Source organism: Polaromonas sp. P4_F9 (genome assembly GCF_056401235.1).
The window spans coordinates 41,721-56,862 of record NZ_JBFUJT010000005.1; the positions used below are offsets into that span (position 1 = coordinate 41,721).

Annotated in this window: 15 protein-coding genes; 10 read left to right on the forward strand and 5 right to left on the reverse strand. The window is 64.2% G+C overall.

All coding sequences use genetic code 11. The features are described 5' to 3' along the window. Positions 1-12 precede the first annotated feature (12 nt). The 7 genes from AC1DUB_RS06095 to AC1DUB_RS06125 are packed head-to-tail and all read left to right on the forward strand — an operon-like array spanning position 13 to position 6,064. Positions 13-1,065, forward strand: a complete 1,053-nt coding sequence (locus AC1DUB_RS06095) for an aminopeptidase (protein WP_477728894.1) — start codon at positions 13-15, stop codon at positions 1,063-1,065. Between the two features lie 22 nt (positions 1,066-1,087). Next, entirely contained in the window at positions 1,088-1,492 is a 405-nt protein-coding gene (locus AC1DUB_RS06100; RefSeq protein WP_477728753.1) for a polyhydroxyalkanoic acid system family protein, read from the forward strand. A 12-nt stretch (positions 1,493-1,504) separates the two neighbouring features. Continuing rightward, positions 1,505-2,446 (forward strand): LysR family transcriptional regulator, encoded by a 942-nt coding sequence (locus AC1DUB_RS06105; RefSeq protein WP_477728754.1) that lies wholly within the window; start codon positions 1,505-1,507, stop codon positions 2,444-2,446. Between the two features lie 37 nt (positions 2,447-2,483). Next, the gene (locus AC1DUB_RS06110) at positions 2,484-3,719 is read left to right on the forward strand and encodes a CaiB/BaiF CoA transferase family protein (RefSeq protein ID WP_477728755.1); all 1,236 of its coding nucleotides are present in this window, start codon (positions 2,484-2,486) and stop codon (positions 3,717-3,719) included. Continuing rightward, complete coding sequence (locus AC1DUB_RS06115) at positions 3,716-4,666, forward strand: hydroxymethylglutaryl-CoA lyase (protein WP_477728756.1); 951 nt, start codon at positions 3,716-3,718, stop codon at positions 4,664-4,666. Before AC1DUB_RS06110 ends, AC1DUB_RS06115 begins: the two co-directional genes overlap by 4 nt. Continuing rightward, a complete protein-coding gene (locus AC1DUB_RS06120) occupies positions 4,663-5,055 on the forward strand; it encodes a VOC family protein (RefSeq protein WP_477728757.1) in 393 nt (130 codons plus the stop codon). The genes AC1DUB_RS06115 and AC1DUB_RS06120 overlap by 4 nt, the downstream gene beginning before the upstream one ends. Positions 5,056-5,089: 34 nt before the next feature. After that, positions 5,090-6,064, forward strand: a complete 975-nt coding sequence (locus AC1DUB_RS06125; protein WP_477728758.1) for a Bug family tripartite tricarboxylate transporter substrate binding protein — start codon at positions 5,090-5,092, stop codon at positions 6,062-6,064. A gap of 529 nt (positions 6,065-6,593) precedes the next feature. Here the strand turns inward: AC1DUB_RS06125 and AC1DUB_RS06130 are convergent. After that, positions 6,594-6,848 carry an acyl-CoA-binding protein gene (locus AC1DUB_RS06130; protein WP_477720070.1) on the reverse strand — a complete coding sequence of 85 codons (255 nt, stop codon included), beginning with the start codon at positions 6,846-6,848 and terminating at the stop codon, positions 6,594-6,596. A gap of 213 nt (positions 6,849-7,061) precedes the next feature. On the opposite strand from AC1DUB_RS06130, the gene AC1DUB_RS06135 reads away from it, so the two are divergent. Further along, positions 7,062-8,702: a wax ester/triacylglycerol synthase family O-acyltransferase gene (locus AC1DUB_RS06135; protein WP_477728759.1), complete on the forward strand. Its 1,641-nt coding sequence runs from the start codon at positions 7,062-7,064 to the stop codon at positions 8,700-8,702. Between the two features lie 139 nt (positions 8,703-8,841). Here the strand turns inward: AC1DUB_RS06135 and AC1DUB_RS06140 are convergent, their stop codons facing one another. Beyond that, a complete protein-coding gene (locus tag AC1DUB_RS06140; protein ID WP_477728760.1) occupies positions 8,842-9,609 on the reverse strand; it encodes a type III pantothenate kinase in 768 nt (255 codons plus the stop codon). Positions 9,610-9,703: 94 nt separating this feature from the next. Continuing rightward, positions 9,704-10,372, reverse strand: a complete 669-nt coding sequence (locus AC1DUB_RS06145; RefSeq protein ID WP_477720073.1) for a helix-turn-helix transcriptional regulator — start codon at positions 10,370-10,372, stop codon at positions 9,704-9,706. A 90-nt stretch (positions 10,373-10,462) separates the two neighbouring features. On the opposite strand from AC1DUB_RS06145, the gene AC1DUB_RS06150 reads away from it, so the two are divergent. Then, positions 10,463-11,800 (forward strand): sensor histidine kinase, encoded by a 1,338-nt coding sequence (locus tag AC1DUB_RS06150; RefSeq protein ID WP_477728761.1) that lies wholly within the window; start codon positions 10,463-10,465, stop codon positions 11,798-11,800. Next, positions 11,797-12,783: a response regulator gene (locus AC1DUB_RS06155; RefSeq protein ID WP_477728762.1), complete on the forward strand. Its 987-nt coding sequence runs from the start codon at positions 11,797-11,799 to the stop codon at positions 12,781-12,783. The genes AC1DUB_RS06150 and AC1DUB_RS06155 overlap by 4 nt, the downstream gene beginning before the upstream one ends. Positions 12,784-13,018: 235 nt before the next feature. Here AC1DUB_RS06155 and cqsA read toward each other — a convergent pair whose 3' ends face one another. Together cqsA and AC1DUB_RS06165 are read right to left on the reverse strand one after the other, a co-directional pair. After that, positions 13,019-14,272, reverse strand: a complete 1,254-nt coding sequence (gene cqsA / locus AC1DUB_RS06160) for an alpha-hydroxyketone-type quorum-sensing autoinducer synthase (protein ID WP_477728763.1) — start codon at positions 14,270-14,272, stop codon at positions 13,019-13,021. Positions 14,273-14,541: 269 nt separating this feature from the next. Beyond that, positions 14,542-14,985 (reverse strand): rhodanese-like domain-containing protein, encoded by a 444-nt coding sequence (locus tag AC1DUB_RS06165; RefSeq protein ID WP_477728764.1) that lies wholly within the window; start codon positions 14,983-14,985, stop codon positions 14,542-14,544. Positions 14,986-15,142: the final 157 nt, after the last annotated feature.

Below are 15,142 nucleotides of genomic sequence, written 5' to 3' on the forward strand. Positions count from 1 at the left end.
CGGGCCACCGCCATGGCAGCCATCGCCGCCCTGGGTCTGTCGGGCTGCACCGGTATCGGCTACTACTGGCAGTCGGTCAGCGGCCACCTGCAGATGATGAATGCAGCACGCCCGGTCAGCGACTGGCTGGACGATGCGCAAACCCCCGAGCAGCTCAAGAACCGGCTGGCCCTGAGCCAGCGCATCCGCAGTTTTGCCGCGAGCGAACTGAAGTTGCCCGACAACGCCAGCTACCGCCGCTACGCCGACCTGGAGCGCCGGGCCGTGGTGTGGAACGTGGTGGCGGCCCCCGAGTTGTCGCTCACCCTCAAGACCTGGTGCTTTCCCGTGGCGGGCTGCGTGGGCTACCGCGGTTATTTTTCCGAAGCCGAGGCGCGCGCCGAAGCGGCACGGCTGCAAACCGCGGGGCTGGAAGTCGGCGTCTTCGGCGTGCCGGCCTACTCCACCCTGGGCTGGCTGAACTGGGCCGGCGGCGATCCGCTGCTCAACACCTTCATCGCCTACCCCGAAGGCGAGCTGGCCCGGCTGATCATTCATGAACTGGCGCACCAGGTGGTCTACGCCCACGATGACACCATGTTCAACGAATCATTTGCAACGGCGGTGGAACGGCTGGGCAGCCAGCGCTGGCTGGCCACCCAGGCCAGCCCGGCGGCCCGGGCCGAGTATGCGGCCTTTGACAGCCGGCGCCAGCAATTCCAGGCGCTGGTGCGGGCCACGCGGCACAGGCTGGATGCAGTTTACGATTTAAATTGGGCCCCAGCGCCCGCCAGAGCCGCGCAAGTTGCCATGAAAAGCATAGCCATTTCAGATTTCAAACAACAGTATGAGCAACTCAAAAGCACTTGGGGCGGTTTTGCCGGCTACGACCCCTGGGTCGCCCAGGCCAACAACGCCGCGTTTGGCGCGCAGGCCGCCTACGATGAACTGGTGCCCGGCTTTGAGGCACTGTTCAAGCGCGAAGGCGGCGACTGGCAGCGGTTTTATGATGCGGTGAAGCGACTGGCCGGCCTGCCCAAGGAAGCGCGGCGCCAGGCCCTTGAGACCCATAACACCGATAAATAAACCAACAAGCAAGGAGACGCCCATGGCAGAGATTCACATCCATCGCCAGCACGGCTTGAGCCTGACGCAGGCGCGCAAGATGGCCTTTCAATGGGCCGAGCAGGTCGAAGAAGAGTTCGACATGGAGTGCGTCTATGAAGAAGGCGCCACCACCGATGAAGTGAGCTTCAAGCGCTCGGGCGTCTCGGGCACCCTCACCGTCACCCCGGACAGCTTCGAGCTGCAGGCCAGGCTCGGTTTTTTTCTCGGCGCCTTCAAGGACAAGATCGAGAGCGAAATCGTCAGGAACCTCGATGTGCTGATCGCGGAAAACGCACCCGCAGCACGCCAAACCAACGATCCCCAAGCCGACGTCCACCAGACCGCCGCCAAAAAGCCCGCGACGAAAAAAGCTTCCTCGCCGAAAACCCCGGCCAGGAAAGCCTGAGCCGGCAGCACCGTGGCCACTGCCACCTACAACCTCGCCAGGTTTGACCTGGTGTCCATCCGCCTGGCTGTCGCCTGCGCCCAGAGCGGCAGCCTGACCGCAGCGGCACGCGATTCGCACCTTGCGCTGGCCGCCGCGAGTCGGCGCATCCGCGAACTCGAAGATGCGCTGGGCGACCCCCTGTTCGAGCGCCACGCGCGCGGCCTGCTGCCCACCGCGGCCGGCCGCGTCTTCGTCAAGCACGGCCTGACGCTGCTGCAGACCATGGAGCAGCTCGGCGCCGAGTTGACCGACCTGCGGCGCGGCATCGCGCGCCACATCCGCCTGTGCGCCAGCAGCGCCGCCATCAGCCAGTTCCTGCCGCCGCTGCTGGCTCGCTACGGCGAGCTGCATCCGCAAGTGCACGTCGACCTGGAAGAGCAGGTGTCGGAAGCAGTGGTGTCCACCCTGCGCGAGGGCCGTGCCGATGTGGCGGTATTTGTCGAAGGTCCCGACACCGTGGGGCTGGACACCCATCTTTTCCGCAAGGACGAACTGGTGCTGGTGCTGCCCGGCAAACACCTTCTGGCGGGCACCAAGGCGCCAATCGCCTTTGCCGACACGCTGGACGAAGAATGGATCAGCCTGACTTCCGGCGCCGCCATGCTGCAAAAGCAGCAGCAGGCGGCCCTGGCGGCCAACCGGCCGCTCAAGCTGCGCATGCAGGTGCGCAGTTTTGACGCGGTGTGCCACATGGTGGCTTCTGGCCTGGGCATTGCGATATTGCCCAAAGGGGCCAGCCTGCCTATCGTCAAGGCCATGAAGCTGAGCTGGCGGCCGCTGGCAGACAGCTGGGCGCAGCGCCGCCTGCTGGTCGCCACCAGCGGCAATGAAAGTGATGCATCCATCGCTTCGCTGGTGAACTTTCTGATTCAGCCTTCGCAAAATGCGAAGGCCGCGCGCCACAAACAGTAATGGACGCCAGGGGGTGGCAACCGCACACTATGCAGCCATGGACACCACCTCATCTGCCAATCCCGGCCCGCTGGCCGGCCTCAAGGTTCTTGAACTCGGGCAACTGATTGCCGGGCCGTTTGCCGCCAAAACGCTGGCCGACTTTGGCGCCGACGTCGTCAAGATCGAACCGCCCGGCGCGGGCGACCCGCTGCGCAAGTGGCGCCTGCTCAAGGACGGCACCTCGGTCTGGTGGCAGGTGCAGTCGCGCAACAAGCGCTCGCTGGCGCTCGACCTCAAAGACCCCCAGGCGCAAGAAATTGTGCGCAAGCTGGCGCTAGAGTCCGACGTGCTGATCGAGAACTTCCGGCCCGGTGCCATGGAAGGCTGGGGCCTGGGGCCCGACGAACTGCTCAAACTCAACCCACGCCTGATCATGCTGCGCATCAGCGGCTACGGGCAGACCGGCCCCTACCGCGACCGCCCCGGATTTGGCGTGGTGGCCGAAGCGATGAGCGGCCTGCGCCACCTCACGGCCGAGCCGGGCCGCGTGCCGGTGCGCGTCGGCGTGAGCATTGGCGACACGCTGGCCGCACTGCATGGCGTGATCGGCATCCTGCTGGCGCTGCACCATCGCACGGCCCACGGCGTCGGCCAGGTGATCGACGTGGCGCTGTATGAAGCGGTCTTCAACTGCATGGAAAGCCTGCTGCCCGAGTACAGCGCGTTTGGCGCCGTGCGCGGCCCGGCCGGCAGCGCCCTGCCCGGCATTGCGCCGAGCAATGCCTACCGCTGCAAGGATGAAGGTTATGCATTGATCGCCGGCAATGGCGACAGCATTTTCAAGCGGCTGATGGCCGTAATTGGCCGTGACGACCTGGCCGCCGACCCGGCGCTGGCAGACAACGCCGGCCGGGTTGCGCGCGTCGCCGAAATCGACGAAGCCATCGGCCAGTGGGCGGCGCAGCGCACCGTGGATGAGGCGCTGGCAGCGCTCGACAAGGCCTCGGTGCCGGCAGGCCGCATCTACACGGTGGCCGACATCGCCGCCGACCCGCACTACCAGGCGCGCGGCATGCTGGACAGCGTGCAGATGGACGATGGCAGCACGCTGACCGTGCCCGGCATCACGCCCAAACTGTCGCTCACACCCGGTGGCCACCGGCGCAACGCCCCCGTGCTGGGCCAGGACACCGACGCCGTGCTGCACGAACTCGGCCTCACGCCCGCACAGATTCAGGGCCTCAAGGACAAAGGCATCGTTTCATGCACTGCTACAGGAGCCCAATCATGACAACACGGATCTTCTTCAATGAAGTCGCGACGCGCGACGGCTTTCAGATCGAGCCCACCTTCATCCCCACAGACACCAAGGTGGCGCTGGTTGATGCCCTCAGCGAATGCGGCTACGCCAAGATCGAAGTGACTTCGTTCACCTCGCCCAAGGCGATCCCGATGCTGCGCGACGCCGAAGAGGTGATGGGCCGCATACGCCGTGTGCCCGGTGTCGAGTACACGGTGCTGGTGCCCAACCTGCGCGGGGCAGAGCGCGCGCTGGAATCACGGGCCGATGAGCTTAACCTTGTCATGTCCACCTCCGAGACGCACAACCTGGCCAACCTGCGCATGCCGATGGCGCGCAGTTTTGCGGCGCTGTCGGAAGTGATTCAGCATGTTGACGGAAAAACGCCCATCAACATCTCGCTGTCCTGCTGCTTTGGCTGCCCGATGGAAGGCGATGTGCCGCAGGAAAGCGTGCTGGCTTGGGTTGACCGCTTTGCCGAGCTGGGCGAGGACCGGGTCAGAGGCGTCACGATTTGCGACACCACCGGCATGGCGCACCCGGCGCAGGTCAGCCGCATGGTGGAGGCGCTGCAAGGACGTTTTGAACAGCTGCAGCTCACCCTGCACTTTCACAACACGCGCGGCATGGGTCTGGCCAACGTGCTGGCCGCGGTACAAGGCGGCATCACGCGCTTCGACGGCTCGCTGGGCGGCCTGGGCGGCTGCCCCTACGCGCCCGGCGCCAGCGGCAACATCAGCAGCGAAGATGCCATCCACATGCTGGCCGCCATGGGCTACGACACCGGCATCGATTTGCCCAGATTGCTGGCAGTGGCGCGGCAGATGCCGCAGATCGTCGGCCACGAGGTGCCGGGCCAGGTGGCCAAGGCGGGGCGCATTGAGGACCTGCATCCGGCGCCGGAATTTGTGGCGGCCCTGCGGGAGCAGTTCGCGTGATTAACCATCTGGACCATCTGGTACTGACCACGTCCAACGAAACCGCCTGCGTCGATTTTTATACCCGGGTGCTCGGCATGACGCTGGAAAGCTTTGTCGGTGGCACGCCGCCGGTGGAGCGCAAGGCCTTCAAGTTCGGCAACCAGAAAATCAATCTGCATGTCAAGGGCGCCGAGTTCGAGCCCAAGGCGCATCTGCCGGTGCCGGGCGCACTGGACTTGTGTTTCATCGCCAGCGTGCCCCTGCAGCAGGTGATGGAACGGCTGGAGCGCGAACACTGGCCGATTGTCGAGGGGCCGGTTGTACGCACTGGCGCCACGCAAAAAATCCGCTCGGTCTATGTACGCGACCCCGACCTCAACCTGATCGAGATTTCCGAGCTGGCCTGAACCGGCATTCACAACACCATTCCAGGAGACAAAAATGACTTTCATTTCCCGCAGAACCCTTGTAACCGTTGCCGGCCTGGCCGCTGCCTCATGGTTGAACCCGGTGCGCGCGCAGCTCGCAGGCAAGCCGGTCACCCTGATCGTTCCCGCGGCGGCCGGCGGCACCACGGACATCGCGGCGCGCATGCTGGCCGAACCGCTGGGGCGGATTTTGCAGACCTCGGTCGTCGTGGACAACCGGGGCGGCGGCAACGGCAACATTGCCGGCCAGACCGTCGCGCGCGGACCGGCCGACGGTACCAGCCTGCTGGTGCAGTATTCAGGTTACCAGTGCATCACGCCGCTGATCCAGCCGGTGGCCGGCTTTGACCCGGCCACCAACCTCAAGCCGCTGGGCCATCTGATCGACGCGCCGCAACTGATGGTGGTACGCGCTAATTTCCCGGCCGACAACTTCGCGGATTTTCTCAACTACGTCAAAGCCAATCCCGGCAAGGTCAACTACGCGTCCAGCGGCAACGGATCACTGCAGCATGTCACGACCGAGCTGCTGAAGGACCTGACCAAAACCTTCATGGTGCACATCCCTTACCGCGGTACGGGCCCTGCACTGAACGACCTGCTGGCCGGCACGGTGGACTGCACCATCACCACGCCGCCGCCACTGCTGCCGCACATCCGTGCCGGCAAGCTGAAAGCGCTGATGGTGACCGGTCGCACGCGACTGGCCGCACTGCCCAATGTGCAGACCGCGACCGAGATGGGAGTGCCGCTGGTGGCGTCTTCCTGGTTTGCGGTCTACGGCCCGACGGGTGTGTCTGCGGACCTGCAGAATCGCCTCTCCCTGGCCATCCGGCAGGTGGTCGAATCGGACAACTTCAGGAAGCGCGCCGAGGAACAGGGCGCAAAGGCGATCGCCATGAATGGCACGGAACTGGATGCGCTGGGTAGCAACGAACGCAAGATGTGGGGACGCATCGTCAAAGTGGCCAATATCAAGGCTGACTAGAAATAGGGCCCCCACGTTCGCTCACTGCGTGTAGCTCTCTGCCCCCCGAGGGGGCCGCTGCGCCTGCGGTCTGGCAAAGCCAGTCCCGCGGCCCCTGCTGGGATGAAGAGCCCCCACGCTCGCTCACTGCGTGTAGCGCGCGAGGCCTTGCAGGCCGCGGCTCGCGAGACGCTTCACCTCTGTCGCCTGTCCAAACCTGCTCAAGCAGGTTTGGGGCCGCAAGCTCCAGCCCCTCGGGGGCCGAGCTTGCTTGGGGCGGCCCTTCGCGGCGCGGTTGCGGCTTGGCTCAAGCCACGCTTGTCCCGGGTGACTCCTGGCGCTTGGTCGAGGGCTTAGCTCCAGTATGGTTCAGTCAAGGACCCGTAAAACTCCCTCCCCCGCTGGGGGAGGGTTGGGGTGGGGGCCTGCGGCGACCAGCCAAGCACGGCGGCCCGACGCCCACGCCGTGAGCCCCCATCCCGGCCTTCCCCCAGCGGGGGAAGCAGATGATCGGCACTGCACGCGGTGTGCTCACTGAACCGTATTGGGCTTAGCTCAGCTCGGCAATCAGGTCGATGTACTGCTGCATCGCGTCGTCCTGCGAGGCTCCCTTGAGGCTGTTCCAGGCGTCCCACTTGGCCCGGGCCACCATGTCGCCGAAGCCCGGCTTCTTCTCGGTGTTGTCGCCCGCGCTGCCCTGCTTGTAGAGGGCGTAGATTTTCAGCAGCGTGGCGTTGTCGGGACGCTCGCTGAGGTTTTTCGAATCGGCCATGGCCTTCTCAAAGGCGGCTTTCAGGTCTGACATAAGCGTGCTCCGTTTTTAGAAGTGGGGCACCAAAGATGGTGCTTGGGGTAACTGCCCGGTATCTTAGCCACACGCTTGCCCGCAAAATAGAGGCTTGCCTCCACGCTTTTCACCGCGTGTCATGCGCTGCCCTCCGAGGAAGGCTGATTTTTCTTGTGACGGCCCGGCGGAAAATTGGCAAGCTCGCCCGATTTATTCATTTTGGAAAAGTTCATGGTCACACGCGTTACCGCCCAGGCTACTGGCAGGAAAGCCGCCCAGAAAGTGGCAACAAGGGTTCAGGACAGTGCCCGGGAAGACGTTCAGGGAAGCGCTCAGGGAGGCGCTGGAAGCGTTCAGAAAAACCTTCAGGCCAATCTCAGGCGGGCCGTCTCCGGCACGCTGGGTTTGTCGGGCGAACGCATGAGCAAGATCGACACTGCCTGGCTGCGCATGGACAGCGCCGCCAACCTCATGATGATTGTCGGCGTGTGGCAGCTGGCGCCGGGCGTCAAGTACGCCGCGGTGTGCGAGCGCATTGAGGGCAGCCTGCTCAAGTACGACCGCTTCCGTCAACGCGTGGTCGAGGATGCGGCGGGCGCCACCTGGGTGAACGACCGGAACTTTGACCTTGCCAGGCATGTGGTGCTGGAAAAGCTGCCGCCATCCGCCAGCACCGCGCAGGGCCACCAGCAAGAAGCGCTGCAGGACCGCGTGGCCGAGCTCGCAGCCCAGCCGCTGGACCGCAAGCGCCCGCTCTGGCAGATCCATCTGATCGAGGACTACCTGGGTGCGGATGGCGTGAAGGGCAGCGCCATGATCGTGCGCATCCACCACTGCATTGCCGACGGCATTGCGCTGATCTCGGTGACCATGTCCCTGGTCGACGGCGGCGCACCGCCGCCCGAGCGCCCCCGGAAGGCGGCCGGCACCGGCAGCGCCGAAGACTGGATCACCGACACCCTGCTCAAGCCCTTCACCGACATCACCGTCAAGGCGCTGGGCGCCGTCGGTGAAGGGGCGGCCCGTTCGCTGGGCCTGCTGGGCGATCCGAAAAAGGGCATGGCGCAAGGCCTGGAAAAAGGCGTGAGCGGCTCGCTCGACATGGCCAGGGTACTGCTCCAGCTGATCTCGGACTCGGCCGCGCTGGCCCTGATGCCGGACGACGCCAAAACCCGCCTCAAGGGCAAGCCCGGCGGAGCCAAGAAGGTGGCCTGGTGCCAGCCGATCCCGCTGGACGAGGTCAAGGCCGTCGGCAAGGCGCTCAACTGCTCCATCAACGATGTGCTGCTCAGCTGCGTGGCGGGTGCGCTTGGTGAATACCTCAAGTCCTGCGGCGACGATGTGGCGGGCCAGGAAATCCGCGCCATGGTGCCGGTGAACCTGCGCCCCATGGAGCAGGCCCACAAGCTTGGCAACCGCTTTGGCCTGGTACCGCTGGTGCTCCCCATCGGCATGGACAACCCGGTCGAGCGCGTGTACGAAGTGCGCCGCCGCATGGCGGCCCTGAAGGGCAGCTACCAGCCGTTGCTGGCCTTCAGCCTGCTGGCCGTGGCGGGCCTGCTGATCAAGCCCGCGCAGGACATGATGCTCAACCTGTTTTCCAAAAAGACGACGGCCGTGATGACCAACGTGCCGGGGCCGCGCGAAAAGCTCAAGTTCTGCGGCGCCACGCTGGAGCAAAGCATGTTCTGGGTGCCGCAGTCGGGCGACGTGGGGCTGGGGGTGTCCATCCTCAGCTACGGCGGCGGTGTGCAGTTTGGCGTGATCACCGACTGCCTGCTGTGCCCCGAGCCGCAGCGCATCATTGACGAGTTTGTGCCGGAGTTTGCCAAGCTGTCCATCGTGACGCTGATGCTGCCCTGGGGCGAGTGACGGATTTTGACTTGTACGGCAGCTGCGCAGGCCGCTCATTCCGTTTCCAATTCCGCGCGAGATTAGGCGCGGCCCCGCAGACAGTGCTTTAGCACGGCAAGGGGCCGCAACGACATATCGCGTGGAATTGGGAACGGAATCAGGGGGCGAAGCGGCGCGAGGCGATCTCCAGCAAGCCATCAAAAATCAGGCTGTCCACCAGTTCGTACTTGACGGACATGCTGGGCGCCATCTTCCAGCCCGCGCCGCCGGTCATGATGCACTCGGGTGGCTCGCCGCAATGGCGCGTGATGTTTTCCACCATGCGCTGCACGGCGCCGGCGATCGCAAAGGTCCCGCCGCTGGTCAGCGCGTCACTGGTGTTGGTGGGAAAGTCGCGGACTTCGCCGGTCGGCACATGCAGGCCGGCTGTGCCGGACTCGAGCGCCCGCAGCATGATGCCGTGGCCGGGCAGGATGATGCCGCCGAGAAATTTGCCGGAGGCGTCTATGGCTTCGACCGTCACGGCCGTGCCGACCATGACCACGATGCAGGGCTTGCTGACGCCGCGTGCCAGCAAGCGATGGTGCGCACCGATCATGGCCACCCAGCGGTCAGCGCCCAGCCGCGCCGGATGCTCGTAGCCGTTGATCAGGCCCGCCTCCTGCGGGCTCGACACCACCCAGCGCGGCGCCACATCCCACAGTTCCATCTGCTCGGTCACGCGGCGCTTGATCGCGTCGCCGGCCACAATGCAGCCGAGAATCCGCGTCGGCGGGGGCATCTCGCTCCATTCCTCCTCGGCGAGCTTGTCGATGTTTTCCAGAAACACCGCCCCATGCGCCAGCAGTCTGGCGCCAACGGCAGGGGCCTCGTACTGGGCCCATTTCAGGCGGGTGTTGCCCACGTCAAGCGCAAGAAAGGTCATTTGGCTGGATTATGAACAGATTTGCCACACCCCGGCCGCCTGTAAGTCAAAGGGTTTACCAGTAGGCGCCAGGCGCCCTGCCGGGACGCCGACCTCAAATCAGGCCAAACCAGCAGGCGCGCTGAATGGCCGCCAGCTTGTTGTCGACCTTGAGCTTGGCCATCGCATTGGAGAGGTGAAAGTTCACGGTGCGTTCGCTGCAGACGAGGATGTCGCCGCTTTCGCGCGCCGTCCTGCCCTGAAAGGCCAGGCTCAGGCATTCCAGCTCGCGCGGACTCAGGGGGCTGCGCGCTTCGGCCAGCACGCGCTTGAGCAAAGGCCAGATATTGAGTGCCGACCAGGCAAGCAATGCCGCCTCGCTGCGGTCATGCCACTGGCGCGGGCTGAAAAGATAGCATTCGAACGCGCGCCCCACGGTCAGCGGAAACGCGATGCGCACGACGCTCTGGTAGCCATGGCCCAGCCAGAGCCTGCGCCAGCGGCCCAGGTTTTCGAAGGCGGACCTTGAAATGTCCTGCCAGGCCACGAGCGGAGCATCGGAGTCCCGCCAGGGCGCACCGAAGTCCCGGCTCTCCGCCAGCGCCTCGGCCGCATCCAGCAAGCGCGGCGGGTGCAAAGCCAGCACCAGCCTATCCTCCTGGCCGCCAAAGGGATCCGGACCCAGCACCATCAGGGCCTCCACCGAAAACTCGCGCAGGGCACACAGCCAGTCGCTGATCACGCCGTCCAGGTTGACACTGTCAAAGTTAGCAGGTAGTTGCATTCGCTTGCCTAAAACAAAACAGGGACAATACAGGCAAATGCCAAACGCATTCCTGGTCAGCTCACAAGTTTCGCCGGAGATCTTCTGCACTTGAGAAAATCTCGTGTCCCACCATGGCTTTCCCGGCATCTTATTGCGCACGGGGTACCCTCGCCCCTGGAGCCGATTCTGCACCCATCGCCGTGGCGGCTGCGCCTGCTCGGCCTGTCGCTGCTGCTCGGCAATCCGCTGTTCGGCTGGATCTGGTCCAGCTGGTTGATTCAGCCTTACGAAAACGCCTGGCTGCGCGGCGTGATGAGCGCGCTGGCCGGGGTCCTGATGCTTCCGCCGGTGATCAGCGATCTTTCCAGCCCGCTCACGCGCGTGATCGTTCCGGTGATCACCTGGATTGAACTTCCCTTCTTCTTCAGCTGGATGTACCTCAACAATGCCGGCGGCATGGTCTGGCTGTCGAGCATGTGCGCGATGATCCTGATTTATTACCACCTGACCGACTGGCGCATCGCCACCGTGGGGACCGTGAGCGGCGCGCTGGTGGCCTGGGGCCTGCTCAGCTGGCTGCCCCACCTGGGCGCACCCCTCGCTGGCCTCGCCAACCTGGGCGCCGTCGATGCCGTGGTGATCGCCTTCAGCTGGGGCTGCGCCATGCTGCTCGGGCTGTCGTCGGCCAACCTGCGGCGTGAGCACCTGGCCCACACACTGACGACCATCGGCATCATGGCGCATGAGCTGCGCACGCCACTGTCAACGGCGGCGCTGATCGGGGATGCGATCCAGCTGGAGATCGAGCGCCAGCCGGATCACCCGAGGGCGCAGCAATTCGAAAAGCTGGCGGTGCGCCTGCACGGCCTGGTGCGCCACATGAACCACCAGATCGACACCCAGATTGCCAATGCCAAATTGCTGCAGCTGCCGCGCTACGACCAGCGCATTCTGGCCAGCAAGCTGGTCAACGAGGTCACCAGCAACTACCCCTACCAGTCCACGCGCCAGCGGGAATGCGTGCAGGTACTCATCCGCACCGACTTCGAATTCCGCGCTTCCTTCACGCAGTTTTCCCAGGTGCTTGACAACATGATCAAGAATGCGCTGCACTCCCTGATGGCGGCCGACTCGAAATACCCCCATGGCGCGCTGCGCATCGAGGTCGGCGTGGCGCGCAACCGCGGCCGCATCGTGGTGGCCGACGATGGCATGGGGATTGACCCCGCCCTGCAGGCCAAGATATTCAAACCTTTTTTCTCCAGCAACCGCGGCACCGGCCACGGCCTTGGACTGGCTTTTTGCCAGCAGGTGGTGCAAAGTGCAGGCGGCAAGATTCATGTGAAATCAGAGTTTGCCGTCGGTGCAATTTTTACCATTGAGTTGCCCCTGGCAAGCACCTATACAGGGCTGAATTTGACAACCCGAGAAACCCGACAACCATGACCTTTGCACTCTATCGCCGCCCGGGCGGCGTTGTCTTTCTGGACGATGATCCGGACTACCTCGAAATGCTGGCGCAAGTCATGCCCCCTGACTGGCACGTGCAGCTGTTCCTGCGGCCGGTGGGCTGCATCGACACGTTGATGCAGGAGCCCCCCCTGTGGGAAGCGGACGCATGGCGCCAGCAGGAAATCATCAACCGCTGGCGCGAGGGCGCCGCACTGCTTCCACAAATTCTGCAGTACTGGCGTGAGGACGGCACGGCACGCTTTGCCTTCACCCGGGTATGCGTGGTGGACTATTCCATGCCGGCCATGAGTGGACTGCGCGTTTTGAGCGAGCTGAACGGCTGGTCGGGCGCGCGCGTGCTGCTCACCGGCCGGGCGGACGAGCAACTGGCCGTCTCGGCATTCAATCGCGGGCTGATCGAGCAGTTCATCCCCAAACAGGCCCCTGGCATCCGCCTGCGCCTGACCGACGCCATCCAGGGCCTGCGCCGCCTTCCCGATCCACGGCATCAGCAGACCTGGCGTGCCACCCTGACGCGTGAGCAACACGCGCTGCTGTGCGCCCCATCCATCGCCCAGGAGCTGGAAAGCCTGGTGCTCAGGCAGGGCTGGGTGGAACACGTCGTGATCGGCGCGCCTTTTGGCGTGCTCGCACTGGACGCCAAAGGCCGTGTGAGCTGGCTGCAGCTGGAGCCGGCCGAAAACCTGCCGGAACTCGCGGAAATGGCTGAATCCCAGGGCTGGGACGCGCCGACGGTCCAGGACATCCGGACCGGAAAAAAACTCATCGACCTCGAGTTGCAACTGGCGCTGGGGGCCAGCCAGCCACCCCAGCCCCGCCAGGCATTTGCCATCGCTTCCGAGCCGCCCCTCCTCTACGCCGCTCTTTTTTCGGTCGACGAGGCCCTCAGCCCGGGGTTCATGAACAGCCATGAGCGCTTCATAGCGACCCGGGGCGAGAGAAAACTGCTGGACTAGTGGACTGTAACGATTGAATCGAAAGTGCTCTACAGAGGGAAATGTCCACTCTCTTTCTTCCGTTACAGTCCACTAGTACTTTGACACAGAGGTATCGGAGCACAATGAAAGCGATGGATTCGGACCCAGGCCTAGGCGCAAACCGCAGACATAGCCGTAGCCATGGCGAGGATTTGCAACGACGGCATGGGTTCGAAGGCGCGCTTTCATGTTTCGATATTTCTGGGTCGGAGTACTAGATTTCAGCCTGGCCGGCGCGCGCACGCCGCGCAATCGGCCAGTCCCAGGGTTTGACGAGCGGCGCCACTTCCCGCGCCACCTTTTCGATCCGGTCCAGCTCCGAGGCTGTCAGGCCGGCATTGAGCGTCAGCCTGACCATGGCGCGGTTGCGGCTGGTGGCCGGCGCACAGAAGATGGCACCGAACAGCTGGCGCTCCTCGAGCCGGTCGCGCAGCACCATGGTGTCCGGCTCGGTCCCGGCCTCCAGCGAAATGATCTGCTGGCTGCCCTGGTGAATCGGGTATCCCATGTCCGACAAGCTGGCACGCAGTCGCTGCGTGTTGGTGTGCAAGCGCTCACGCGCCTCGTCACTGGCGCGAATGACATCCAGCGTGGCCGCCAGTCCGGCGATTTCATGGGGCAGCAGGCAGGAGCTGAAGATATTGGGATAGCTGTGGTGCAGCACGTAGTAGCGCAACTCCGCCGGCACCGTGAAGAAGCCGGCCCGTCCCGCGAAGGCCTTGGCCAGGCTGGCGGTGATGAAATGCACGCGGTCCACCAGCCCGAGCTCGGCGCACAGGCCGGCCCCCTGCGGGCCGTGGGTGCCCAGCGAATGCGACTCATCAACGAGGATGGTGCAGCCGTGCTCCTCTGCCACCTCCACCATTTCCACCAGCGGGCACAGGGCGCCCGTGGTGCTGTACACCGAATCCACCACCACCACGCCAGGCCCGTTGCGGGCAATCATGCGCGAGAGGTGGGCCGGGTCGTTGTGACGAAACGGATGGGCCGGGGCGCGCGCGGCACGCACGCCCTCCCACAGCGAGGTATGGGCCAGGGTGTCGAGGTACACCGGCGTCTTCTCGTCGGCGATGGCCTGCAGCAAACCGACGTTCGCGGCATAGCCGGACTGGCAGATGAAGCCATCCTCCTTGCCAATCCACGCGGCCATGGACGCCTCCAGCCGGCGGGAAGGATGCGCATCGAGCAGGAAGGCGCCCGACTGGATCACGCTGTCGTTGTCGCGGCGCAAAGTGGCAATCTGCGCGCTGACGATCTCGGGGTGCCCGGAGATGTTGAGGTAATCGTTGCCATCGAGCCGAATAGAGTCGGGTCCCGGGTTGCGTCCGTGCAGAATGCACTTGCCACCCCACTGAGTGTTCCAGTGCGGCATGAACTGCTTGTCCAGACGCTCGCGCAGGCCCGGCAGCAGCGGTGGTTCACGATAGATCTTGGGGGAAAGGTCTGGCTTGCGTTCAAGAACTTGCATGGGGTCGCTCCTTGGTAAAGAAACCCCATTGAAAGCGCTATCACAAATTGATACGTCCCCTCCCCTGTCAGAACTGACAGGGTGCGGCCCCAGACTGGCTGTTCAGTCGGTTTTTTTGTTAACTATCGACTTACAGTCGAGCAGAAATCAACACCTCACTCCTGCAATTTGTGTCACAAAAAGTTGTGCTTGCGCCACGCTTTCCAGGCGCCTTTTGTGAACTCCTTCACGCTCCTTCAGATTCTTCGCAACGCGCCCGGCACGCCCGCTCAGTTTTGCCGCCAGGGCAAACCCCGAAATCGCCAGCCGCCCTTTCGACCCCGCTGCGCCTGTTCATCGGCATCACCCTCAAAGCCTTCCAGGATGTTGTAGGCCTCTATGCCCAACTCGGTCGCCCGTTTCGCGGCAGCGATGGAACGCACGCCGCTGCGGCACAGCAGCACGGCTTTCTTGCCGGCCGGCACCGCGCTTTTCAGACCTTCGTCAAAATGGGGATTCATGGCCATGCCGGGCCACTGTTTCCAGGCCAGGGCAATGGCGCCAGGCACGTAGCCCACCCATTCGCGCTCGGCGTCGGTGCGCACATCCACCAGGACCGCTTCGCCCGACTGCATCCATTGATAGGCAAGCTGCACCGGAATATCGCCGGCATAGCCCGATGCTGGCCGGACCTGAGGTGACGTGGAAGCATTCGATGCGGCAACGGTATTCATGGCGGAACTCCTGTGTTTTATGTCTATTGATCTATTCTGCACGGCCCGCCCAGGCAGGATGCCGGGCTGGGCGAGCATTCAAATCAAGTTTATTCTCCCGGCGCCAACCGCATGGGTGACGGGGTGAAATGCGCCGGCGATGCACCGGCGGATGCGG